21 protein-coding genes and 1 pseudogene are annotated in these 22,052 nt (G+C 72.5%); 13 read left to right on the forward strand and 9 right to left on the reverse strand.

What is annotated here, in order from left to right:
- Positions 1 to 3 precede the first annotated feature (3 nt).
- Complete coding sequence (locus QQM39_RS05655; RefSeq protein ID WP_301995518.1) at positions 4 to 411, reverse strand: hypothetical protein; 408 nt, start codon at positions 409 to 411, stop codon at positions 4 to 6.
- An 84-nt stretch (positions 412 to 495) separates the two neighbouring features.
- Here QQM39_RS05655 and QQM39_RS05660 point away from each other — a divergent pair, with 84 nt between their 5' ends.
- Positions 496 to 1,269, forward strand: coding sequence for an MBL fold metallo-hydrolase (locus QQM39_RS05660; RefSeq protein ID WP_301995519.1), 774 nt, complete (start codon positions 496 to 498; stop codon positions 1,267 to 1,269).
- Positions 1,266 to 1,886 (forward strand): DedA family protein, encoded by a 621-nt coding sequence (locus QQM39_RS05665; protein WP_301995520.1) that lies wholly within the window; start codon positions 1,266 to 1,268, stop codon positions 1,884 to 1,886. The genes QQM39_RS05660 and QQM39_RS05665 overlap by 4 nt, the downstream gene beginning before the upstream one ends.
- A 93-nt stretch (positions 1,887 to 1,979) precedes the next feature.
- Here the strand turns inward: QQM39_RS05665 and QQM39_RS05670 are convergent, their stop codons facing one another.
- The 4 genes from QQM39_RS05670 to QQM39_RS05685 form a co-directional block, all read right to left on the reverse strand.
- A complete protein-coding gene (locus tag QQM39_RS05670) occupies positions 1,980 to 3,062 on the reverse strand; it encodes an MBL fold metallo-hydrolase (protein ID WP_301995521.1) in 1,083 nt (360 codons plus the stop codon).
- A complete protein-coding gene (locus QQM39_RS05675; RefSeq protein WP_301995522.1) occupies positions 3,059 to 4,306 on the reverse strand; it encodes an aminotransferase class I/II-fold pyridoxal phosphate-dependent enzyme in 1,248 nt (415 codons plus the stop codon). The genes QQM39_RS05670 and QQM39_RS05675 overlap by 4 nt, the downstream gene beginning before the upstream one ends.
- A 127-nt stretch (positions 4,307 to 4,433) precedes the next feature.
- Positions 4,434 to 5,408, reverse strand: coding sequence for a hypothetical protein (locus QQM39_RS05680; protein ID WP_301995523.1), 975 nt, complete (start codon positions 5,406 to 5,408; stop codon positions 4,434 to 4,436).
- 258 nt (positions 5,409 to 5,666) lie between these two features.
- Positions 5,667 to 6,383, reverse strand: coding sequence for an ANTAR domain-containing response regulator (locus tag QQM39_RS05685; protein WP_301995524.1), 717 nt, complete (start codon positions 6,381 to 6,383; stop codon positions 5,667 to 5,669).
- A 154-nt stretch (positions 6,384 to 6,537) separates the two neighbouring features.
- On the opposite strand from QQM39_RS05685, the gene QQM39_RS05690 reads away from it, so the two are divergent.
- Positions 6,538 to 7,683 (forward strand): PAS domain-containing protein, encoded by a 1,146-nt coding sequence (locus tag QQM39_RS05690; RefSeq protein WP_301995525.1) that lies wholly within the window; start codon positions 6,538 to 6,540, stop codon positions 7,681 to 7,683.
- 64 nt (positions 7,684 to 7,747) lie between these two features.
- Here the strand turns inward: QQM39_RS05690 and QQM39_RS05695 are convergent, their stop codons facing one another.
- Entirely contained in the window at positions 7,748 to 8,539 is a 792-nt protein-coding gene (locus QQM39_RS05695) for an RNA polymerase sigma factor SigF (RefSeq protein ID WP_301995526.1), read from the reverse strand.
- Positions 8,540 to 8,786: 247 nt separating this feature from the next.
- Here QQM39_RS05695 and QQM39_RS05700 point away from each other — a divergent pair, with 247 nt between their 5' ends.
- From QQM39_RS05700 to QQM39_RS46085, 3 genes and pseudogenes are all read left to right on the forward strand, one after another.
- On the forward strand, positions 8,787 to 10,586 hold the full coding sequence (locus tag QQM39_RS05700) for a thiamine pyrophosphate-requiring protein (RefSeq protein WP_301995527.1): 1,800 nt from the start codon (positions 8,787 to 8,789) through the stop codon (positions 10,584 to 10,586).
- A 50-nt stretch (positions 10,587 to 10,636) separates the two neighbouring features.
- Positions 10,637 to 10,888 (forward strand): annotated as a pseudogene (locus QQM39_RS46080) (toll/interleukin-1 receptor domain-containing protein); the annotation flags it as partial.
- Positions 10,889 to 11,181: 293 nt separating this feature from the next.
- Complete coding sequence (locus tag QQM39_RS46085; protein ID WP_367669685.1) at positions 11,182 to 11,598, forward strand: tetratricopeptide repeat protein; 417 nt, start codon at positions 11,182 to 11,184, stop codon at positions 11,596 to 11,598.
- Here QQM39_RS46085 and QQM39_RS05710 read toward each other — a convergent pair.
- A complete protein-coding gene (locus tag QQM39_RS05710) occupies positions 11,583 to 11,738 on the reverse strand; it encodes a hypothetical protein (protein WP_301995529.1) in 156 nt (51 codons plus the stop codon). The two genes, QQM39_RS46085 and QQM39_RS05710, sit on opposite strands and share 16 nt — an antisense overlap.
- Positions 11,739 to 11,872: 134 nt before the next feature.
- Between QQM39_RS05710 and QQM39_RS05715 the strand changes: the two genes are divergently transcribed.
- The 4 genes from QQM39_RS05715 (at position 11,873) to QQM39_RS05730 (ending at position 15,578) form a co-directional block, all read left to right on the forward strand.
- Positions 11,873 to 12,277 (forward strand): DUF2795 domain-containing protein, encoded by a 405-nt coding sequence (locus tag QQM39_RS05715; protein WP_301995530.1) that lies wholly within the window; start codon positions 11,873 to 11,875, stop codon positions 12,275 to 12,277.
- An 85-nt stretch (positions 12,278 to 12,362) separates the two neighbouring features.
- Positions 12,363 to 12,782: a CBS domain-containing protein gene (locus QQM39_RS05720; protein WP_301995531.1), complete on the forward strand. Its 420-nt coding sequence runs from the start codon at positions 12,363 to 12,365 to the stop codon at positions 12,780 to 12,782.
- A gap of 148 nt (positions 12,783 to 12,930) precedes the next feature.
- Entirely contained in the window at positions 12,931 to 13,485 is a 555-nt protein-coding gene (locus QQM39_RS05725) for a type 1 glutamine amidotransferase domain-containing protein (RefSeq protein WP_301995532.1), read from the forward strand.
- Complete coding sequence (locus tag QQM39_RS05730) at positions 13,485 to 15,578, forward strand: catalase (protein WP_301995533.1); 2,094 nt, start codon at positions 13,485 to 13,487, stop codon at positions 15,576 to 15,578. Before QQM39_RS05725 ends, QQM39_RS05730 begins: the two co-directional genes overlap by 1 nt.
- A gap of 101 nt (positions 15,579 to 15,679) precedes the next feature.
- On the opposite strand, the gene QQM39_RS05735 is transcribed toward QQM39_RS05730, so the two are convergent.
- Complete coding sequence (locus tag QQM39_RS05735; protein WP_301995534.1) at positions 15,680 to 15,964, reverse strand: DUF6158 family protein; 285 nt, start codon at positions 15,962 to 15,964, stop codon at positions 15,680 to 15,682.
- A 58-nt stretch (positions 15,965 to 16,022) separates the two neighbouring features.
- Between QQM39_RS05735 and QQM39_RS05740 the strand changes: the two genes are divergently transcribed.
- Entirely contained in the window at positions 16,023 to 17,129 is a 1,107-nt protein-coding gene (locus QQM39_RS05740) for a Vms1/Ankzf1 family peptidyl-tRNA hydrolase (protein ID WP_301995535.1), read from the forward strand.
- A 159-nt stretch (positions 17,130 to 17,288) separates the two neighbouring features.
- Here the strand turns inward: QQM39_RS05740 and QQM39_RS05745 are convergent, their stop codons facing one another.
- Positions 17,289 to 18,908, reverse strand: coding sequence for an ABC-F family ATP-binding cassette domain-containing protein (locus QQM39_RS05745; protein WP_301995536.1), 1,620 nt, complete (start codon positions 18,906 to 18,908; stop codon positions 17,289 to 17,291).
- A gap of 681 nt (positions 18,909 to 19,589) precedes the next feature.
- On the opposite strand from QQM39_RS05745, the gene QQM39_RS05750 reads away from it, so the two are divergent.
- Positions 19,590 to 21,083: a bifunctional phosphatase PAP2/diacylglycerol kinase family protein gene (locus QQM39_RS05750; protein ID WP_301995537.1), complete on the forward strand. Its 1,494-nt coding sequence runs from the start codon at positions 19,590 to 19,592 to the stop codon at positions 21,081 to 21,083.
- Between the two features lie 140 nt (positions 21,084 to 21,223).
- The gene (locus QQM39_RS05755; protein WP_301995538.1) at positions 21,224 to 22,045 is read left to right on the forward strand and encodes a methyltransferase domain-containing protein; all 822 of its coding nucleotides are present in this window, start codon (positions 21,224 to 21,226) and stop codon (positions 22,043 to 22,045) included.
- Positions 22,046 to 22,052: the final 7 nt, after the last annotated feature.

A 22,052-nucleotide genomic window follows, 5' to 3' on the forward strand; every position in this document is an offset into this window, starting at 1 on the left:
GTGTCAACGTCCGTCGTAGCCGGCCGTCGGCATCGACAGTCTCCGATGGACCCGGGCCTTCATCTGCGCGTCGTACAACGGTTCCGCGCGCCCCACGATCTCCACCCGCACTCCCCGCCGGGCGCACTCCGCGGTGAACTCCTCGACGGAGGACAGCGCGCTCTCCAGCACCCTCCGGCTGGGCGCCACGAACAGGTCGAGGCCGGGCCGCACGCCTTCCCACAGCACGCTGTGGTCCGCCCGCAACCGGCGTACGAGGAGTTCGCGCGCGACGACGTACCCGTGCTCGGCGGCCCAGTGCGCGCACATCGCGTGCTGGCTGCGGGAGTCCACCAGGAAGGGGTCGGCGTCCAGCTCTTCGAGAGGCGTCAGACTGGCGATCGCCGTGACACGCACTACGGATGACCCCATGGCGTCCCCCTCACCTCCGGGTTTCGCCGCCGACCCTACTCCAGCCCGTACGCTTCGGGGAGTCGCGCGAAGGAGGCAAAGAAGGTGCCGGTGGAGATCACCTGGTGGGGTCACGCCACTTGCACGGTCGACGATTCGAACGTACGCGTTCTCACCGACCCCCTGTTCGCGCGCCGGCTCGCACATCTGCGCCGCCGCCGGGGCGCGCTGCCACCGCCCGGCGCCTGGCGCGCGGACGTCGCCGCGGTCTCCCACCTCCACGCGGACCACCTGCACGTTCCGTCCCTGGCGAGGCTGGCGCGGGGCACCCGTCTGCTCGTGCCCCGGGGTGCGCCCCGCGCGGTGCCGGCACTGCGCCGGCTCACGCATCTGCGGGTGACCGAGATGGCGCCCGGGGACGTGACGACGGTGGGCGAGCTGGCCGTACGGGCCGTGCCCGCGCGGCACGACGGGCGGCGGCTGCCCGTCGGACCGCACCGCTCCCCCGCCCTGGGCTATGTCATCGAGGGCGAGGGCCGTACGTACTTCGCCGGGGACACCGGGCTGTTCGAGTCGATGGCGAAGGAGGTCGGGCCGGTCGACGTGGCGCTGCTGCCGGTGGGCGGTTGGGGACCGTATCTCGGGGAGGGGCATCTGGACGCGGGGCGGGCCGCCGAGGCGCTGGCCCTGCTCGCGCCGCGCAGTGCGGTGCCGGTGCACTACGGCACGTACTGGCCGATCGGCATGGACGCCGTGCGCCCCCATGAATTCCATGCGCCGGGCGACGAGTTCGCGCGGCTCGCGGCGGAGCGCGCGCCCGGCGTATCGGTGCACCGGCTCACACACGGGGAGAGCGTGCGTCTGGAGGTGACCCGGTGACGGTGCTGGCCGCCACGGCGACGGTGGTGCCGACCGAGTCGACGCAGCAGGCGATCGGCTATCCGTCGCTGTTCCTGCTGGTGCTGATCGGGGCGCTGGTGCCGATAGTGCCGACCGGGGCGCTGGTGAGTTCGGCGGCGGTGGTGGCGTTCCACCAGACGGCGCCGTTCTCGCTGGCGCTGGTGTTCCTGACGGCGTCGACCGCCGCGTTCCTGGGCGATGCGACGCTGTACTGGCTGGGGCGGCGCGGGATGCGGTCGAAGAACGGCTCGCGCTGGCTGGAGGCGATCCGCTCGCGCGCCCCGGAGGAACGGCTCGCTCAGGCGCAGGGGAAGCTCGCCACGCATGGGGTGGCCGTGCTGGTGCTGTCCCGGCTGGTGCCGGCGGGGCGGCTGCCGGTGATGTTGGCCTGTCTGCTGGCGAAGTGGCCGATGCGGCGGTTCGCGCGGGGGAACTTGCCGGCGTGCCTCGCATGGGCGGTGACGTATCAGCTGATCGGGATTCTTGGGGGGTCGCTGTTCAGTGAGCCGTGGGAGGGTGTGGTCGCGGCGGTTGCGTTGACGCTGGTCATCAGCGTGGCGCCGAGTGTGTGGCGGCGGGTTCGATCTGCCAGGTGATGATTCGTCGCGGAGTGCGGGTCGTTCGTGGTTGCTCGCGCCCACGCGGCGGAGCCGCACATCGATACAGCCCCGCGCCCCTGGGCGGCCGCACTACAGCACCCTTGAAGCGCCGACCGGCATGTCCCACAGGTCCTCCCGGTCCAGCCCCGCCTTCTTCCAAGCCGCCCGCACGCGTGTGAGCGGCTCGAGAACCGGCTCCGCCGACAGGACGAACGTGCCCCAGTGCATCGGCGCCATCCGCCTCGCGCCGAGGTCCTGGGCGGCGCGGACCGCTTCCTCCGGGTCGCAGTGGACGTCGCTGAGCCACCAGCGGGGGTCGTAGGCGCCGATGGGGAGCAGGGCGAGGTCGATGCCGGGGTAGCGCCCGCCGATGCGGGGGAACCAGTGGCCGTAGCCCGTGTCGCCCGCGAAGTACACGCGCTGTCCGTCGGGGGCGGTGAGCACCCAGCCGCCCCACAGGCTGCGGCAGGTGTCGGTGAGGGTGCGCTTGGACCAGTGGTGGGCGGGCACGAAGTCGAAGCGGACCCCGGACAGTTCGGCCGCTTCCCACCAGTCCAGCTCGGTGACCTGGGTGAAGCGGCGGCGACGGAACCAGCCCGCGAGGCCGGCCGGCACGAACACGGGGGTGTCGCGCGGGAGTCGGCGCAGCGTGGGGGCGTCCAGGTGGTCGTAGTGGTTGTGGCTGATGACCACCGCGTCCACGCGCGGCAGGGCGCTCCAGGGGATGCCGACGGGGGTGATGCGGGCCGGGGTGCCGAGGATGCGGCGCGACCAGACGGGGTCGGTGAGGACGGTCAGCCCGCCGATCCGCACCACCCAACTGGCGTGCCCCGCCCAGGAGACGGCGACGGTGCGCGCGCCCACGCGGGGCAGCGGGGCCGGTTCGAAGGGCAGCCGGGGGATGTCGGCCAGGCCCTCGCGGCCGGGGCGTACGGCGCCCTCGCGGGCGAAGCGGGCGAGGGTCCTGAAGCCGGGCAGCGGGGCGGTGAGACGGTCGTGGAAGGTCCGCGGCCACGCCCGGCGTTCACCCAGCGGGCGGGGTGCGGCGAGCGGCGGGCACGGGGGCGAGAGTGGTGACGGTTCCGCCGGAGCGTCGGTTTCCCGGGTCGTCGTACGCGGCGTGGTCGTCGTACGCGGCGTGGTCGACATGGCTGACTCGGACTGCTGCGTCATCGAGGAGGCTCCCATCGCTGAGCGTCGTCACGGAGATCGTCGAAGACCGTCTTCAAGTGGATCAATGCGCGTTGCACGTGGGGCAGTTCCAACGGCGAGGGTGATGTGATGCATTCCGCGCGTTCCTCGTCGCTGCCGGCCAGCAGCGGCCCGGTGGACAGCCGTACGCGCAGCGCGCCGAGGTCGTCGCCGAAGCGGTGCCCGCCCGGGGCGGGCAGGCCGAGCCGGGCGGCGAGGTAGTCCTCCAGGTCCTGCGCGTCCCCCACGTCGTGCGCGGACAGCCCGGCGCGCAGCGGGCCGAGGTCGATGTACAGGTGCCGTCCGGCCTGTGGGGGCCGTGCCAGGGCCCCGGCCCCCACAGCGGCCGCGTGCATGGCGCCGGCCACGCGCGCGTGCAGGCGTACGGCGGCGGTGACCCGCGCGGTGACCGGCTCGGGCTCGGCCAGCGCGTACCCGGCCGCGAGGGCGACCGGGCCGGCGACGCGGGCGCCGAGCGCGGTGAGCACGTCGAGCACGCGCGCGTGAAGGCTGTCGCCGACCTCGCCCGCGGGGAACCGGGCGACCGCGGCCGGCCAGCCCGGCGGGAGGTGGGCGCCGGACAGGTCGGTGACGACGGTGACTTGGTCGGGCAGCATCTCGGCGGGGCTGAGCAGCACGGTGTCGTGCGGGGCGTGCACGGTGTCGCGCCAGGTCTCGTCGCTGACCAGGTGCAGCCCCTCGTCGGTGGCGGCCTCCAGGGTCTCGTGCAGCGCTTCGGGCGGGGCCACCGTGGCGGTGGGGTCGTCGGCGACGGACAGCACGAGCAGCCGGGGGTCACCGCCCTCCGCACGGACTCGGCGGACGGTCTCCAGAAGGGCGTACGGATCCGGGACTCCGCCGCACTCGGCCGGTGTCGCCACATGGAAGACGGGTCTGCCCAACAGGCGTGCGTACGGCGCCCACCAGGCCGCGCAGGGCCGCGGCACCAGGACGTCGCCGCCGAGCGCGGCGGTCAACGCGAGCAGCAGCGCGGGCGCCCCGGGAGCGGCCACCGCCCGGCCGGGCTCGGTCGGCAGGCCACGCCGGTCCCAGTAGCCGCACGCGGCCTCCAGGAGTGCGGCACCGCCGCCGACCGGCTCGCTCTCGGCCCGCCCCGCCGCCGCGGCGAGCACGGCGGCCAGTTCGGGCAGCACGGGCAGCCCGTCGTCCGGGAGCGGCGGCCCGAAACGGACGGGGCCGTGGTCTTCGGGGTCCGTCCGGCGCATCCGTGCCTCCGCGCAATGCCTGGTGTCCTGGTGGTCCGTCGTGGTCCGGTGCTCCCGCGCTCTGCGTACCCATCGTCGAGCAACCCCATGAGCCTCCGCTGAGGTTGCGCCCGTCACATACGGTCTGTCAGTCCTCCGCGGAGGGCGTCTTGCGGCGCAGCCGGTACACCGCACCGCCGAGCGCGCCCGCGATCAGGAGGCCTCCGGCCGCCAGGGCGGGGACGGAGTCGGTGAAGGCACCGCCCGCTCCGGCCTCCACGCCACGATGGATCGCCTCGCCGCCGCAGTCTTCCGAGTGCTGCCCGCCGGTGTCCGCATGGTGCTCGGTTTCGTACGAGTGAGGTTCCGACTTGTCCAGGGAGGGGTCGGCCTTGTCCGTATAGGGCGCGGCCTTGTCCGCGTAGGACTCAGTGCTGTCCGCGTAGGGCTCGGCGTTGTCCCCATGGGACTCGGTGTTGCCCGAGTGCTGCTCACCGCAGGGCCGGCTGCCGCCCTCGCTGCTGCCCTGGCCCCCGTCGACGCCGCCCTTGCCGCCCCCGTCGACGCCGCCCTTGCCGCCCTCGGCACCGCCCCCGTCGCCCTCGCCGTCCCCCATGCCGCCCTCGGTGCCACTTCCGCCCCCGTCCGCGGCACCCCCATCCGCAGCACCCCCTTCCGCGGCACCCTTGCCGCCACCACTGTCCTGAGCCACCGTGAACGTCGCGCTCCACGGCTTGCCCTCCCCTCCGGCTGCCGCCGGGCAGGTGCCGTCGACCGTCCACGCGGAGGCCGGTCCGGCCGCGTCCGGGTCGCCCTCGACGTTCTCGGCCGGGGGGACGCGGGCCGTTCCGCTGTAGGCGGCCCCGGCCTGCTTCTCGTCCTTGCCGGAGACCTTCTTCAGCTGGACGGTGCCTTCCTCGAACGCCTCCGAGGTGGCTTCGAGGGCGGCCGGCGCGGACCCGCCGAGGGAGTCGCAGGAGACCGAGACGGTGACGCTGCCGCCCGGCGGGACCGTGCCGGGGCTGACCTCCGCGGCCGGGTCCGCGGAGGCGGCCGAGGCGGTACTGCCGACGACGGCACCGGCCAGAGCGGCGACGGACAGGGCACGGACGGTGCGGCGCATGGGGTGAACTCCTTCGGCCGACGGCTGCGGGGGTACGGCGTTCGTGCCCCCGCAGCCATGACAGCCCGCCCGGCGTCCGGGCGCGCGCGGCCGGGCACCATTCGCGGGACGGTGGACGGCCGAGCGGGTGACGCGGAGGGCATCGAGGTGTCGAGGCGGGAAGGCGTGGAGGCCTGGAGGCGTCGACCGAAGCCATTTGGCCAGTTGGATTTCCGAACCGAGTTCACCCCAGTGCGTCCGGTATCCCAGCTCACCCCGTCAGTTCATCAGCGCCGCCAGGTCCCGCTCCAGCCCGCGCCCCCGCCTGCTGACGACGCCGGCCGCGACGTCCGACAGCTTGCGGTTGGTGCCCTGCGAGATGCGGCGCAGTACGCCGAAGGCGGCGTCGGCGTCGCAGCCGAGGACGTGCATGACGATGCCGCACGCCTGGTCGACGACGGGCCGGGAGCGCAGGGCGGTGCCGAGGTGGTCGAGCTCGGTGAGCGCGGCGCGGTAGGAGCGGTCGCGGACCAGGCAGCTCGCGGCGAGTTCGCCCAGGGCGTGCACAGGCCCGTGCGCGGCGTCACCGAGGGCGCCGGGCCGGAAGCTGTAGAGACTGAGCGTGACCGTCAGGCCGGACCGTCGGAACGGGAGCGTGACACTGGAGCGCACGCCCGAGTCGAGGGCCATGGCGCGGTACTCCGGCCAGCGCTCGTCGCGCAGCAGGTCGGCCGAGTCGACGGGCCTGCCCCGTTCCAGGGCGGCCGGAATGGGCCCGTCCCCGGACCGCAGTTGCACGGCGACGAGTCCGGCGAGGTCGGGATGGGTCACGGCGGCGGGCCGCTCGGCTCCCGCCTCGGCCACCAGGCTGCTGGCTCCGCAGCAGTCGGCGGTACAGCGCACGGCCTGTTCGGCCAACTCGGACAGCCTGCGCCCCGGAAGGGCGGCCTCGGCGGACTCGTCACCCCAGTGACCCACCTGTTCGTGAGCGGGCATCCTCAACTCCTCCTCTTCCCTGCGCGTTCCCGGACCCGCTTCCGTGCGCTTTCCCGGACCCGCGCGGGGAAAACAGGGAATGCGGCGGAGAACAGGGAGAACCAGTTGGCACCCGCCGCTCCGCGACGCCTCACCGCCAGCTAGGTTCGTTCCCATGACGCAGACGGACGAATTCGGTGAAGAGCTTGCGGATTTCGTGCGCCGCGTCGCGGAACTCAAGGCGGCGCGGTCCCTCTCGGGAGGGGACCTGCCGACGGTCCTGGACGCGGCGATCTTCGAACTCGACCATGTCGCCGACCAGTTGTGGCCCTGGTACGAGCGGCTGTCCTCGGGCTTCTCGGGTTCCTCGGGCGGAGTGCCCCGTACGGCGTCCGCCGACCGTCAGGAGCACCATCTGCTGCGGGCGGTGTTCCAGCGGTTTCCGCTGCCGGTGGCACTGGTGGACCGGGAGGCGGTGGTGCGTCGGCTGAACTTCGCGGCGACGTCCTTCACCGGCGTGCGGGCGGGCTATGCGACGGGCCGGCCCCTGACCGGTTTGCTCACCCATGCCGACCGGGCGGCCTTCCGTTCCCAGGCCGCGGCGGTGGCGCGGGGCGAGGGCGACCGTAGTCTCACCGTGCACCTCCAGCAGCGGCCGTCCGCGCCGGTCCACGCGACCCTGACCGCCGTACGCCCGAGCGGGGAGCCGCACACCACCGTGCTCGTGGTGCTGCAGCCCGGCGACCTGCGCGCACCCGGCGCCCCGGGCCCGGGCGAGAGCCAGGCGGCCCAGGTTCCCGACCTCGGCGAGACCACCCGGCACACGGCTCTGGCGGACCTCGCGGACGAGATGACCACGACGCTGCTGACCACAGCACGCGGCGACCGCGAGGCGGTCCTGCAGCGGGCGGCCCAGGTCCTGCACGGCGGCTTCGCCGACTGGGTGATCGCCGACACGGGCACGGCCGAGCTGTCCCGTACGACGGTGCTGGCCCCGTCGGAGAAGGAGGCGAAGGCGCTGGCGGCTCAGGCCCCCACGGCGTGCCCCCTGGTCGTGCAGACGGCACGCACCGCCTCCCCGGCCCTCCAGGTCCGCCCACCGGACCCGGCCGCCTTCGGCCACACCGCCGAGGGCGCCCCCGTCCTCGTACAGGCGAACGTCACGTCACTGTTGTGCGTGCCCGTGACGGTCGACGGCACCGTGCGGGGCGTCCTGACGCTGTTCAGATGCGGAGCCCGCCCGGCGTTCTCCATGGCAGAGGCCAAGGCGATGGACACGATGTCCCGGCACATGGCAGTGGCGGTCGCGGGAACGCCCTGAAGGGGCGTGGGGCCGGCCGCGATCCGCAGCCGGCCCCACGCCCCCACGGCGCTGCTCTCCAGACCTACGCCACGTCGCTGAGCACCTGTTCCCGCACCCGGCTGCAGCACCGGCTGATGAGCCGGGACACATGCATCTGCGAGATACCCAGTTGCTCGGCGATCCGGCTCTGGGTCATGTCGCCGAAGAACCGCATGTACAAAATCGCCCGCTCACGCTCGGGCAGCGCCGCGAGCCGAGGCGCGACGGCCTCACGGTCGACGACCGTGTCCAGCGCCGGATCCACGGAACCCAGCGCGTCGCTCAGCGAATACCCGTCCTCGCTGCCGGGCAGCTCGGCGTCCAGGGACAGGGCGGTGAAACTCTCCAGCGCCTCCAGCCCGACCCGGACGTCGGCCTCACTCATGTCCGCGTGCTCGGCGATCTCCCCGACCGTGGGCCTGCGGCCCGAGACGGTCTGCAGATCCTGAACGGCGAACCGCACACGGTTACGCAGGTCCTGCACCCGGCGCGGCACATGCAGCGTCCACATGTGGTCGCGGAAGTGCCGCTTGATCTCGCCGGTGATGGTCGGCACGGCATAGCTCTCGAAGGCGTTGCCGCGCTCGGGGTCGTACCGGTCGACGGCCTTGACCAGCCCTAGGGCGGCGACCTGCCGCAGGTCGTCGAAGCTCTCGCCACGGCTGCGGAAACGCCCGGCGAGCCGGTCGGCCATGGGCAGCCACGCCTCGACGATCCTGTCGCGGAGGGTGTCGCGCTGCTGGCCCTCGGGCAGCGCGGCGAGTGTGCGGAAGTCCTCCGCGGTGTCGGGGGCGTCGTCGTGCGGGTGGTGCTTCGCGCTCACTGAGGTGGGCATGATGCGCCACAACTCCCTTGGTTGCGCTCTGGCTTGGACGGTCACCGTGGGAGTGCGGGCGTGCACCGGAGCCGGACACACCCGTGGCGGGTGATCCCCGCTCCCACGGACGTGCCTCCTGTCCGAAGCACTGTTCCTTCGCCTGCCCTGACCCCCGGCCCGCAAACACCGCGGCCAGGTTTTCCGGCTGCCCCCAGGGTCACTCGGAGCGGTGCCGCGCAGTCCCTCGGAGCCCAGGAGGTCCCGTATGAGCACCAAGGTCGCCGACCACGTCCTGCAGCGCCTGCGCGAGTGGGGTGTGGAGCACGTCTTCGGCTATCCCGGCGACGGCATCAACGGTCTGCTCGCCGCCTGGGGGCGGGCCGAGAACCAGCCCCGTTTCATCCAGTCCCGGCATGAGGAGATGTCCGCGTTCCAGGCGGTCGGTTACGCCAAGTTCAGCGGCCGTGTCGGAGTGTGCGCGGCGACGTCCGGCCCGGGCGCGATCCACCTGTTGAACGGCCTGTACGACGCCAAGCTCGACCACGTGCCCGTCCTGGCGATCGTCGGCCAGACGCACCGCACCGCGATGGGCGGCTCGTACCAGCAGGAGGTGGACCTGCACACGCTGTTCAAGGACGTGGCCTCGGACTTCGTGGAGACGGTGACGGTCCCCGAACAACTGCCGAACGTGCTGGACCGGGCGATCCGCACCGCGTACGCGCGCCGCGCCCCGACGGCGATCATCATCCCCGGTGACGTCCAGGAGCTCGACTACTCGCCGCCGACGCACGAGTTCAAGATGGTGCCCTCCAGCCTGGACCGCAGCAGTTGGACGGCGATCCCCTCGGACGACTCGATCCGCAGGGCGGCCGAGATCCTCAACACCGGTGACAAGGTGGCGATCCTGATCGGCCAGGGTGCGTCCGGCGCGCGGGCCGAGGTGGAGCGGATCGCCGAACTGCTGGGCGCCGGCGTGGCCAAGGCGCTGCTCGGCAAGGACGCCCTGAGCGACGAACTGCCGTACGTCACCGGCTCGATCGGCCTGCTGGGCACCCGCCCGTCGTACGAGCTGATGCGGGACTGCGACACCCTGCTGACCATCGGGTCCTCCTTCCCGTACACCCAGTTCCTGCCGGACTTCGACAAGGCGCGGGGCGTGCAGATCGACATCGACCCGCACATGGTGGGGATGCGCTATCCGTACGAGGTGAATCTCGTCGGCGACGCGAAGGCGACGCTTCAGCGGCTGATCCCGCTGATCGAGGAGGGCCGGGGCCGCGAGTGGTACGACACGGTGTGCGACAACGTGACGACCTGGCGCGAGGTCATGGAGCGGCGGGCGAACCTGTCGGCCGACCCGATCAACCCGGAGTACGTGGCCCGCGCCCTGGACCCGCTGCTCCCCGACAACGCGATCATCTCGTCCGACTCGGGCTCGGCGGCCAACTGGTACGCCCGCCACCTGACGATGCGGCCCGGCATGCGCTCGTCACTGTCGGGGACGCTGGCGACGATGGGCTGCGGGGTGCCGTACGCGATCGGCGCCAAGTTCGCCCACCCGGACCGCCCGGCGATCGCGCTGGTCGGCGACGGGGCGATGCAGATGAACGGCCTGGCGGAGCTGATCACGGCGGCGAAGTACAAGGACCTGTGGGAGGACCCGCGCCTGGTCGTCGGCATCTGGAACAACCACGACCTCAACCAGGTCACCTGGGAGATGCGCGCCATGGAGGGCGCCCCGTCCTTCCTGCCCTCGCAGGAGCTCCCCGACGTCCAGTACGCCGCCTTCGCCCGCTCCCTCGGCCTGACGGGCATCCGCGTGGAGAAGCCCGAGGACGTCGAGGCGGGCTGGCGCGCGGGCCTGGAGGCCGACGGCCCCGCGGTGATCGAGTTCCTCACCGACCCCGCCGTACCGCCGATCCCGCCGCATGCCACGTGGGAGCAGATGGAGGCGACGGCGGCGTCGATCCTGAAGGGGGACGCGGACCGGGGCTCGATGGTCAGGCAGGGGTTCAAGGCGAAGATGCAGGAGTTTTTGCCGGGGCGGGAGAAGAAGCACCACTGACCCGGCTCGCCCTACTACCCTGAGCTCCTGCGCGGAAGGGGGCTCGGGGGATGGAGCACGGGGGAAACGCGGCGGAGCAGCACAGGCCGCGGGTGTTCATCTCGTACGCCCATGACGACGCCGCCCACATCGAGCAGGTGGAGACGCTCTACGAACTCCTGCGCGCGGACGGGTTGGACGCGAGGATGGACCTGTACGCGGCCGCGACGCCCAAGGACTGGGCGCGCTGGATGGAGCGGGAGTTCGCGGAAGCCGACTACGTCCTTGTCGTCGCCTCCCCCGAGTACAGACGTCGCGCCGAGCACGGGGGACGGGACGGCCCAGGAACCCGTCGAGGGCACCGGCGGATCCGGCGCGGGCCGGCAGTCCTCGCTGCACGTCCGGGGCCCGCACCGGCACGCCCGCACCCCCCCCCGGCGACCTCGTCACCTCGGACGCCCGGCACGCGGCGGGCGAGGCCTGCCGGTACCTCTACGAATGGGGCGAGACCGAGAGCGTCCTGCGACGGCTGCGGGAACTTCACGACGGCTGGACGGCTTCACTCGGTCCCGACCATCCCGACACCCTGCGCGTCGCCGCCCACCTCGGCATCGTCCTGGCCGAGGCGGGGAACCCGGAGGAGTCATGTGCCCTGGCCGAGGACACGTACGAGCGGCAGTGCCGGCTCCTGGGCGAGAACCACGCCGACACGCTGCGTGCGGCCACCCACCTCGCCGACCGTCTGGCGCGCCTCGGGCATGCGGACAGAGCGCTGAGCCTGACCGCGGACACCTACGAGCGACGGCGGCGGACCCTGGGTGACGACGCCCCGGACACCCTGCGCACGGCCTCTGTCCTCGCCAGGCGTCTGGCCGGCACGCTGCGGCTGCGGGAGGCGCGGGTCGTGGCCGAGGGTGCCTACGAGCGACAGCGACGAGTCCTCGGCGCCGGCCACCCCGACACCCTGCGCACCAAGGACGTGCTGGCGGCGCTCCGGCATCGCACGGCGGACGACGGTCAGCCCAGAGTCTGACGGCGCACCTTGGCAGCCGGCGGTGTGGCGGGCGCGAAGGGATCGGGCTCCCTTCGCGGCAGCACCAGTTCCTCGTACCGGCCCAGTGCCAGCACCACGCCGAGCATGAGGAGCGGGAGTAGCACAGCGAGCAGCGCCATGGCCTGGTCCTTCCCCGGAACCGAAGTACGTGGGGGGTGCGGGAACGGGTCTCCCTCCTTCCGGTGTGCAAACCCCTGTGTCGGCGCCGGATGCGCGGGTAGCGGTGCGCACGCCCGAAGATCTGGAGGGAGTCATGCAGCGAGGCAGCGACCGGCTGAGCGTTCACCGTGACGACGAGATGAAGCACGAACTGCAGGGGCTGCTGAGGTCCGGGCACCCCACCCGGACCGAGGAGTGGCACGATCCGGAGCCGTCGGCCGACGACGACCCCGACGTCGCCGGCGGGCCGGTGGGGTGGCCGGGGCCCGCCCCGGCGTCCCTGGCGACGGTCCGGCTCGAGCTGGCGCGGATTCTGGGCCGTAGCACCTTCCCGGCGACCCCGCGGGAGCTGATCGCCGCGCTGCGCCGCGGGTACGCGCCCGACGCCCTGGTCGAGCCGTTGGAGCGGCTGCCGCGCTCGTCGCGCTACGCCAACGTCCAGGAACTGGCCGAGGCCGTGACCGGGGCCGAGCGGTCCACGCGGCGGAGGAACGCATAGGGGCCCGTTCGGCGGGTACTGCGGGCGGGTCACGCCGACGCGGCCGCGGCACCCGTACCGGCCGGGGAACGCAGGAGGGCCAGAGATGGCTGATTTCGTGAGGGACGTCATGACACCGGGGGTGGTCGCCGTCCGTCCGGACGCCTCGCTCGTCGAGGCCGCGCAGTTGATGCGCGCGCAGGACATCGGCGATGTGGTGGTGGCCGACGGACAGCACGTCGTGGGCGTGCTCACCGACCGTGACATCACGGTGCGGGCGGTCGCGGACGGCGCCGATCCGCTGACGGTGAGCGTCCAGTCGGTGTGCAGCCGGGACCCGGTGGTGATCGAGCCGGGCGAGCGCGTGTCCGTCGCGGTCTCCCTGATGCGCGAGCACGCGGTACGACGGCTGCCGGTCGTCGAGAACGGCCTGCCGGTCGGCGTCGTCAGCCTCGGCGACCTGGCCGAGACCCAGGACCCCGAATCCGCGCTGGCCGAGATCAGCCGCGCCGCTCCGGACGAGTGAGGCGCACGAGACGGGACCGGACCGTTGAGGTTCCCGGTCGTGTCGGCATGCGTACGGCCCGACGGAACAACTGGCGCCCGACGGAACCACAAGCGCCCGACTGGCGAGGAGGCCCGTTCTCAGGGCCACGGAAGGACATCGAGACATCATGCGTATCGCTTTTCTGACCGCACCCGAGGGTGTCGAACAGGTCGAGCTCACCGATCCATGGCAGGCGGCGGTGGACGCGGGGCACGAGCCGGTGCTCGTGTCGACGAAGCCGGGCGCGATCCAGGCGTTCCACCATCTCGACAAGGCGGAGAAGTTCCCCGTGCAGGAGGTCGTCGGCGAGACGTCGGCCGACTCCTTCGGCGGACTCGTCCTGCCGGGCGGGGTCGCCAACCCGGACTTTCTGCGGATGGACGGCAAGGCCGTCGCGTTCGTGCGGGACTTCTTCGAGCAGGGCCGGCCGGTGGCCGCGATCTGCCACGCCCCGTGGACGCTGGTGGAGGCGGACGTCGTGCGCGGCCGGGTGCTGACCTCCTGGCCGAGTCTGCGCACCGACATCCGCAACGCGGGCGGCACCTGGGTCGACGAGCAGGTGCGGATCTGCGACCACGGCCCCAACAAGCTCGTCACCAGCCGTAAGCCGGACGACCTGAAGGCGTTCTGCGAGGCGTTCCTCGACGTGTTCGCCAAGGAGTCCAAGGAGGAGGCCGCCTGATGGGAGACCGCAAACAGGAGCAGCGGGAGGACTTCCGGGCGGACGACCCGACTGGCGGGCCGCTCACCACCGACCAGGGTGTGGAGGTCGACCACACGGACGACTCACTGGCCGCCGGTGAACGCGGTCCGACGCTGATGGAGGACTTCCACTTCCGGGAGAAGCTCACCCACTTCGACCACGAGCGGATCCCGGAGCGGGTGGTGCACGCGCGGGGCGCGGGCGCGTACGGCTATTTCGAACCGTACGAGTCCTGCGAGGAGTTCACCCGTGCGGCCTTCCTCCAGGACCCGTCCGTGCAGACCCCCGTCTTCGTGCGGTTCTCCACCGTGCAGGGGCCGAAGGGCTCCGCGGACACCGTGCGGGACGTGCGCGGCTTCGCGACCAAGTTCTATACGTCGGAGGGGAATTACGACCTGGTCGGCAACAACTTCCCGGTCTTCTTCATCCAGGACGGCATCAAGTTCCCCGACTTCGTGCACGCGGTGAAGCCGGAGCCGCACAACGACATCCCGACCGGCGCCTCCGCCCACGACACCCTGTGGGACTTCGTGTCCCTGCAGCCGGAGACGCTGCACGCGATCATGTGGCTGATGTCGGACCGGGCGATCCCGCGCAGCTACCGCATGATGCAGGGCTTCGGCGTGCACACCTTCCGGTTCGTGAACGCGGACGGGAAGGGCACCTTCGTCAAGTTCCATTGGAAGCCGAAGCTCGGCGTGCACTCGCTGGTGTGGGACGAGGCGCAGGAGTGCCAGGGCCGTGATCCGGACTTCAACCGGCGCGATCTGTGGGACGCGATCGAGGCGGGCGAGTACCCGGAGTGGGAGCTGGGTGTCCAACTCGTGCCGGAGGAGGACGAGTTCGCCTTCGACTTCGATCTGCTCGACGCCACGAAGATCATCCCGGAGGAGCAGGTGCCGGTGCGGCCGATCGGCCGGATGGTGCTGAACCGCAACCCGGAGAACTTCTTCGCGGAGACCGAACAGGTCGCGTTCCACACGGCGAACGTCGTCCCCGGTATCGACTTCACCAACGACCCGCTGCTCCAGGCCCGCAACTTCTCCTACCTGGACACGCAGTTGATCCGGCTGGGCGGTCCCAACTTCGCTCAGCTGCCGGTGAACCGGCCGGTGGCCCCCGTACGCACCAACCAGCGCGACGGCTACCACCAGGGCGCGATCCACCGGGGCACGAACTACTTCCCGAACTCCCTCGGCGGCGGCTGCCCCGCGCACGCCGGCGTCGACGGCAGCGCGTACACGCACTACGCCGAACGCGTCGACGGCGCCAAGATCCGCCGCCGCAGCCCGAGTTTCCAGGACCACTACACCCAGCCCGCGATGTTCTGGAACAGCATGGCGGACTGGGAGAAGCAGCACATCGTCGAGGCGTTCCGGTTCGAGCTCGGCAAGGTCGGCGCGAAACCCGTGCGCTCCCGTACGGTCGAGCATCTCGCCCAGGTGAACGGCGAGTTGGCGGTCGAGGTGGCACGCGGCATCGGCGTGCCGGAACCGTCCGGGACCCAGGCCGCGGACAAGCAGTCCTCCCCCGCGCTGAGCCTGGAGTCGCTGCGCGGCGACGGCTCGGTCCGCACCCGGCAGGTGGCGGTCCTCGTCGCCGACGGCGTCGACACCGCGCAGGTCGCGTCGGTGCGTGAGGCGCTCACGGCCGAGGGCGCGATCGTCGAGGCGCTGGCCCCGACGGACGGCACGGTCACCGGCGCCCACGGTGACGAGCTCGCGGTCGACCGCGCCCTGCCGACCGTCGCCTCCGTGCTGTACGACGCCGTACTGCTGCCCGGCGGCCCCGTGGGCACTCCGCCCACGGCCGCCGACCAGGACGCGATGCGCTTCGTACGGGACGCCTACCGGCACGGCAAGCCGGTGGGCGCGCTCGGCTCGGGCGTGGGTGTGCTGTCCTCCCTGAAGCCGGAGGGCGTGCGCCTGTCCGCCGAGTTCCACCGCACGGTGAGCGACCAGGGCGTGGTGACGGACACCTCGCCGGGCCCGGCGAGCGAGGACTTCCTGCGCGCCTTCACCTCCGCCCTCGCGGCCCACCGCCACTGGGGCCGACCGCCGGTGCACTGCTGAGCAGGCCGACCGCGGCGAGGATCGACGAGGCGAGGCTGGGCTGCGGCCCGGCCTCGTCCCTTTATGCGCTTTGTGCGCTTTGTGCGCTCACATCTTCGCGCTCACATCGGCGGACCCGTCGGCTCCGGGCCGCCCGCGCCGCGGTCGCGGGCGCCCTCGCGGGTCCGGCCCGCGGCCACCGTACGGCGTGGGTTGCGGCGCAGGTACTCGCCCTCCAACTGCGCCATGCGTTCGTTGTGGGCCCGCAGTGCGTCGTTCGAGCCGTACAGCAGCGTGTCGTGGCGCGTCCGGTGGATGGTCTCCAGCTCTTTCATGAGCTGTTGGTCGTCCAGCCGGCCGGGGTCGACTCCGGTCATGGTGGTGCCCCGCTCGTCGTGTTCATTCATGCGGTCCGGGTACCCGCCCGTGGAGCACACAGCCCCCGAGCGGCGTACGGGAGAGACCATGGATCTCGCCTTTCTGCATCCACTGTACGAACACTCCGGGCCCTGGGCCTCCGTGTACGTGGACACCTCCCGGCACACGGAGGACACACCGCATGAGCGCCGGCTGACCGCCCAGGCCCTGTCCCGGGAACTGGCCGAGCAGGGCGCCGACGACGCGACCTGCCGGGCCGTACGGAACGCGCTGGAGGAGTTGGAGCACTCCTCCGAGCCCCATGGGCGTGCGGTCTTCGCCCGCGCCGGTGAGGTGGTCCTCGATCCGGCCCTGGCCCGCGCCCCGATGCGCGACAGCGCCCACTGGGCGCCGCTGCCGCACACCGCGCCGCTGCTGGAGCTGGCAGGTGAGGACCCGGTCTGCGTGGTGGCCTACGTCGACCGCAAGGGTGCCGCCTTCGAGCTGCGCAGCGCGCTGGGCCGGCAGGACGTGGGTTCGGTCACCGGCCGGCAGCATCCGATCCACCGTACGAGTACGTCCGACTGGTCCGAACGGCACTTTCAGCTCAAGGTGGAGAACACCTGGGAGCACAACGCGGCCGAGATCGCCGACGCGCTCACCGTCTGCCAGGAGGAGACGCGGGCCGACCTGCTGATCCTCGTGGGTGACGACCGGGAGCGGCGGACCGTGCACGAACGGCTGCCGCGGCGGCTGCAGGACCTCGTGGTCGAGGCCCCGCACGGCACCGGCAGCCGGCTGCTCGACGATGACGTCGAACGGGCTCGTGAGGAGCATGTACGGCAGCGGGCGGAGCGTGAGCTGGAGCGGTTCCTGGCGGCCCGTGCGCCGGATTCCGAGGGGCGCTCCGCCGCGGTGGAGGGCGTGCCCGCGCTGATCGAGGCCGCCCGGGAGCACCGTATCGACGAGCTTCTGATTCGTCCGGACGGTCCCGACGCGCACCGGGAGGTGTGGATCGGTGAGGAGCCGGACCAGGTGGCGGTACGCCGTACGGATCTGAAGATCCTCGGCGAGCAGCGCTCCTGGGCGGCGCGTGCGGACGACGCGCTGATCCGTTGCGCGGTCGCGACGGGGGCGCCGGCGCTGTCGGTGACCCCGGCGAGCCAGGGGGAGGCTCCGGTGGGCGGCCTGGGCGCGCTGCTGCGCTGGCAGTGACCGCCACCGGTACGGTCCGCTGAGTTTCCTCGCCCCCGCCGCCCCTACCCGTCCCATCCCTGGGGGCCTGCGGCCCCCAGGCCCCCGCTTCGGCCCTGAACGGGCCTCGTCCTCAAACGCCGGACGGGCTGAAAGATCCCTGGCCGGGGTCGGAAGAAGCTATCGCGTTCGCTCCACCCGTCGTTCGTCCCACACGGGCTCCGCCGTCTCGCGCACCCGTCCGTCGCTGCCGAAGACCAGGTAGCGGTCGAAGGCCCGGGCGAACCAGCGGTCGTGTGTGACCGCCAGCACCGTGCCCTCGAAGGCCTCCAGCCCTTCCTGGAGCGCCTCCGCGGACTCCAGGTCGAGGTTGTCGGTCGGCTCGTCGAGGAGCAGGGCCGTGGCCCCTTCCAGCTCCAGCAGCAGGATCTGGAAGCGGGCCTGCTGGCCACCGGAGAGGCGGTCGAAGGCCTGCTCGGCCTGATGGGTGAGCTCGTAGCGGCGCAGCCGGGACATCGCGGCCCCCCGGTCCTGGGCGTGTTCCTTCCACAGAATGTCGAGGAGCGTACGGCCGACGAGCTCCGGGTGCGCGTGCGTCTGCGCGAAGTGCCCGGGCACGACGCGCGCCCCCAGCTTCCACTCCCCCCTGTGCGCCACGTCCTCGCCGGCCAGCAGGCGCAGGAAGTGCGACTTGCCGGAGCCGTTGGAGCCGAGGACGGCGACGCGTTCGCCGTAGAAGACCTCCAGGGAGAACGGCTTCATCAGCCCCGTGAGCTCAAGTCCCTCGCAGGTGACGGCCCGCACCCCGGTACGGCCGCCCTTCAGCCGCATCCTGATGTCCTGCTCGCGCGGCGGCTCCGGCGGCGGCCCCGCCTCCTCGAACTTGCGCAGCCGGGTCTGGGCGGCCCGGTAACGGGAGGCCATGTCGGTGCTGTTCTCGGCCGCTTGACGGAGCGTCAGCACCAGCTTCTTCAGCTGGGCGTGCTTCTCGTCCCAGCGCTTGCGCAACTCCTCGAAGCGGGCGAAGCGCTGACGTCGCGCCTCGTGATACGTCGCGAAGCCGCCACCGTGCACCCACGCGTCCGCGCCGACGGGCGAGGGCTCCACCGACACGATCTTCTCGGCGGCGCGGGCGAGGAGTTCGCGGTCGTGGGAGACGAAGAGGACCGTCTTGCGGGTCTCCTTCAGGCGCTCCTCCAGCCAGCGCTTGCCGGGCACGTCGAGGTAGTTGTCCGGCTCGTCGAGCAGCAGCACCTCGTCCGTGCCGCGCAGCAGCGCCTCCAGCACCAGCCGCTTCTGCTCGCCGCCCGACAGGGTCCGCACCTGTCGCCACTGCGCCTTGTCGTACGGCACGCCGAGCGCGGCCGTGGTGCACATGTCCCACAGCGTCTCGGCCTCGTACCCGCGCGCCTCGGCCCAGTCGGCGAGCGCCTGCGCGTACGTGAGCTGGGCGGCCTCGTCGTCGACGGTCATGAGGGCGTGCTCGGCGGCGTCGACGGCCTTCGCGGCCTCGCGGATGCGGGGCGGCGCGACCGACACGAGCAGGTCGCGTACGGTCGTCTCGTCCCGTACGGACCCCACGAACTGCCGCATCACGCCGAGGCCGCCGCTGACGGCGACGGTGCCGCCGTGCGGTTTCAGCTCGCCGGAGATCAGCCGCAGCAGCGTCGTCTTGCCGGCACCGTTGGGCCCGACCAGCGCCACGACAGCGCCTTCGCCCACCCGGAAGGACACGTCGCCGAGCAACGCCCTCCCGTCGGGGAGGTAGTACTCGAGGTGCGCGGCTTCCAGATGTCCCATGGGGCCGAATTCTGAGGTCCACCGACGGCACGGGGCAAACGCTTATCCGACACTCACGGTCCCTCTCGGCCACCGGCCGGCATCATCCAGCCCGTCCGGCGTTCAAGGACGAGCCCACACCATCCCCAGCCCCCACCCACCCGGCTGGTGGCCTCGCCACTCCACACCAGCCCGCGTCATTCAGCCCGTCCGGCGCCCAAGGACGAGCCCACACCATCCCCAGCCCCCACCCACCCGGCTGGTGGCCTCGCCACTCCACACCAGCCCGCGTCATTCAGCCCGTCCGGCGCCCAAGGACGAGCCCACACCATCCCCAGCCCCCACCCACCCGGCTGGTGGCCTCGCCACTCCACACCAGCCCGCGTCATTCAGCCCGTCCGGCGCCCAAGGACGAGCCCACACCATCCCCAGCCCCCACCCACCCGGCTGGTGGCCTCGCCACTCCACACCAGCCCGCGTCATTCAGCCCGTCCGGCGTTTGAGGACGAGGCCCGTTCAGGGCCGAAGCAGGGGTCTGGGGGCCGCAGGCCCCCAGGGGGCGGGGTCGAAGGGGCGGCAGCCCCTGGGGGACGGGACGGGTAGGGGCGGCGGGGGCGAGAACTCGCGGCGCACGCCCGTCCTCCGTGCCTCGGCCCCCTCCGACCGGACAGGAACCGGCCAGTTCAGGGTACTCAGCCCTGTATGAGCCCAGACGTCGACCTCACCGTCCCGAAACCCGGCCGGCACGCCCTGCGCGACCGACTCCTCGTCCTCGACTCCCGGCTGTTCGAGTTCGCCGCGGAACGGAACTGGCCGTATGCCGAGCGAGTCCTGCCGCGGCTGAGCCGGAGCGCGAACCACGGAGTGCTGTGGTTCGCGACGGCCGCCGCCATCGCCGCCGGCCGCACCCCACGGGGCCGCCGGGCCGCGGCCCGGGGGCTCGCCTCGTTGAGCCTGGCCTCGCTGACCATCAACACCCTCGGCAAGCGATCGGTACGCCGCCCCCGCCCTCTGCTGGACCCCGTACCGCTGGTCCGGCAGCTGAAGCGGCAGCCGATCACCACCTCGTTCCCGTCGGGGCACGCGGCGTCGGCGGCCGCGTTCGCGACCGGTGTCGCCCTGGAGTCGCCCGCGTGGGGCCTGGCGGTGGCCCCGATCGCGTGGTCGGTCGCGCTGTCCCGCGTGTACACCGGCGTCCACTTCCCGAGCGACGTGCTGGCGGGCGCGGCCCTGGGCGCGGGCGCGGCGTTCGCGGTGCGGGGCATGGTGCCGACGCGTGACCGGCTGATCCCGCCGGCCCGGCCCCGTACGGACGTTCCGGCGCTGCCGGACGGAGCCGGCCTGGTGATGGTGGCCAACAAGGGGGCGGGCACGGCGGACCGGGTGCACGCCCTGCTGGACGCGCTGCCGCGCGCCGAGGTCGTCGAGTGCGAACCCGGCTATGTCCGCGCCGAGTTGCAGAAGGCGGCGACCCGCGCGCGGGTGCTCGGCGTGTGCGGCGGCGACGGCACCGTGAACGCGGCCGCGGAGGTGGCCCTGCGGCACGGTCTGTCCCTCGCCGTGCTGCCCGGCGGCACGCTGAACCACTTCGCCCACGACCTGGGCGTGGAGGGCGAACGCGATCTGACCCGGGCCGTCCAGCGGGGCGAGGCCGTGCGCGTGGACGTGGGCCGGTTCACCTGCGACGGACAGCACGGTCTGTTCCTCAACACCTGCAGCCTGGGCGTGTATCCGGAGCTCGTGCGCAAGCGCGACCGCTTCGCGCCCCGGATCGGTGCCTGGCCGGCCGGCGTGCTCGCGGCCCTGCGCGTCCTGCGCAGCGACCGCCACCCGCTGCACGCCGAAGTCGCCGGCCGCGCCCACCCGTTGTGGCTGCTGTTCGCCGGGAACGGCACCTACCACCGGCTGGGCCTCGCCCCCGCCCGCCGCCTGGACCTCGCGGACGGCGTGCTCGACGTACGGGTCGTGCACGGCGGCCGCCGCCCCGCCCTGCGCCTGCTCGCGGCCGCCCTCGCGGGCCCGCTGACCCGCTCCCCGGCCCATGCGGCGGTCCAGGTGGGCCGACTGCACCTGTCGGGCGTCACCCCGGGCGCGCTCCTCGCGTACGACGGCGAAGTCACCGAGGTGGGGGGCGAGGTGACGCTGGAGAAGCTGCCGGAGGCGCTGACGGTCTATCGTCCGCTGTCCGGCTCCTGAGCAGCCATCTCCTGATCCTCCGTCAGTCCGGATACTAAAACGCAGGTCTCACCATTCGACATGCGGGCGTACGGTGTCGCGTACCGCCCGGCGGGGCCGTGAGCCCCGTGAGCCGGTACGACGCGACGAGGGGAACAGCCATGTCGAAGGCACAGGAGACCGCCGTCTACACGCACGGGCACCACGAGTCCGTGCTGCGCTCGCACACCTGGCGCACCGCCGCCAACTCGGCGGCCTATCTGCTCGGCTCGCTGAAGCCGCACATGAAGATCCTGGACGTCGGCTGCGGACCGGGCACGATCACCGCCGACCTGGCGGCCCTGGTCCCCGACGGGCATGTCACCGGTGTCGACCGGGCGCCGGAGATCCTGGAGCAGGCCCGGGCCACGGCCATCGGACGAGGTCTGACGAACGTCGAGTTCGCCGTCGCGGACGTCCATGCCCTGGACTTCCCGGACGACACGTTCTGCGTGGTCCACGCCCACCAGGTGCTCCAGCACGTCGGCGATCCGGTCGGCGCGCTGCGCGAGATGAGGCGGGTCACCAAACCGGGCGGGTTCATCGCGGTCCGCGACTCGGACTACGCGGCGATGACCTGGTATCCCGCGTCCCGGGGGATGGACGACTGGCTGGACCTGTACCGCCGGGTCGCCCGCGCCAACGGCGGCGAACCGGACGCCGGACGCCGGCTGAAGGCCTGGGCGCTGCGAGCGGGGCTCACGGACATCACGGCCGGCTCGGGCACCTGGACCTTCGCCACGCCGGACGAGCGGGCCTGGTGGAGCGGCCTGTGGGCGGACCGCACGCTGGCCTCGGCGTATGCCGAGCGGGCCACGGAGGGCGGGCACGCGAGTGCCGAGCAGCTGCGGGCCGTGTCGGAGGCGTGGCGGGAGTGGGGGCGGCAGGAGGACGGCTGGTTCAGCGTGCTGCACGGGGAGATTCTGTGCCGTAAGGAAGTCTGAATCGCGA

It is taken from the genome of Streptomyces sp. DT2A-34, assembly GCF_030499515.1.
Lineage (GTDB): Bacteria > Actinomycetota > Actinomycetes > Streptomycetales > Streptomycetaceae > Streptomyces.

Coding starts and splice junctions, on each gene's coding strand:
- QQM39_RS05655 (WP_301995518.1), bottom strand. CDS start 411: ATGGGGTCATCCGTAGTGCGTGTCACGGCGATCGCCAGTCTGACGCCT.
- QQM39_RS05670 (WP_301995521.1), bottom strand. CDS start 3,062: ATGACGCAGCAGTCCGAGTCAGCCATGTCGACCACGCCGCGTACGACG.
- QQM39_RS05675 (WP_301995522.1), bottom strand. CDS start 4,306: ATGCGCCGGACGGACCCCGAAGACCACGGCCCCGTCCGTTTCGGGCCG.
- QQM39_RS05680 (WP_301995523.1), bottom strand. CDS start 5,408: ATGCGCCGCACCGTCCGTGCCCTGTCCGTCGCCGCTCTGGCCGGTGCC.
- QQM39_RS05685 (WP_301995524.1), bottom strand. CDS start 6,383: ATGCCCGCTCACGAACAGGTGGGTCACTGGGGTGACGAGTCCGCCGAG.
- QQM39_RS05690 (WP_301995525.1), top strand. CDS start 6,538: ATGACGCAGACGGACGAATTCGGTGAAGAGCTTGCGGATTTCGTGCGC.
- QQM39_RS05695 (WP_301995526.1), bottom strand. CDS start 8,539: ATGCCCACCTCAGTGAGCGCGAAGCACCACCCGCACGACGACGCCCCC.
- QQM39_RS05700 (WP_301995527.1), top strand. CDS start 8,787: ATGAGCACCAAGGTCGCCGACCACGTCCTGCAGCGCCTGCGCGAGTGG.
- QQM39_RS05710 (WP_301995529.1), bottom strand. CDS start 11,738: ATGGCGCTGCTCGCTGTGCTACTCCCGCTCCTCATGCTCGGCGTGGTG.
- QQM39_RS05715 (WP_301995530.1), top strand. CDS start 11,873: ATGCAGCGAGGCAGCGACCGGCTGAGCGTTCACCGTGACGACGAGATG.
- QQM39_RS05720 (WP_301995531.1), top strand. CDS start 12,363: ATGGCTGATTTCGTGAGGGACGTCATGACACCGGGGGTGGTCGCCGTC.
- QQM39_RS05725 (WP_301995532.1), top strand. CDS start 12,931: ATGCGTATCGCTTTTCTGACCGCACCCGAGGGTGTCGAACAGGTCGAG.
- QQM39_RS05730 (WP_301995533.1), top strand. CDS start 13,485: ATGGGAGACCGCAAACAGGAGCAGCGGGAGGACTTCCGGGCGGACGAC.
- QQM39_RS05735 (WP_301995534.1), bottom strand. CDS start 15,964: ATGAATGAACACGACGAGCGGGGCACCACCATGACCGGAGTCGACCCC.
- QQM39_RS05740 (WP_301995535.1), top strand. CDS start 16,023: ATGGATCTCGCCTTTCTGCATCCACTGTACGAACACTCCGGGCCCTGG.
- QQM39_RS05745 (WP_301995536.1), bottom strand. CDS start 18,908: ATGGGACATCTGGAAGCCGCGCACCTCGAGTACTACCTCCCCGACGGG.
- QQM39_RS05750 (WP_301995537.1), top strand. CDS start 19,590: ATGAGCCCAGACGTCGACCTCACCGTCCCGAAACCCGGCCGGCACGCC.
- QQM39_RS05755 (WP_301995538.1), top strand. CDS start 21,224: ATGTCGAAGGCACAGGAGACCGCCGTCTACACGCACGGGCACCACGAG.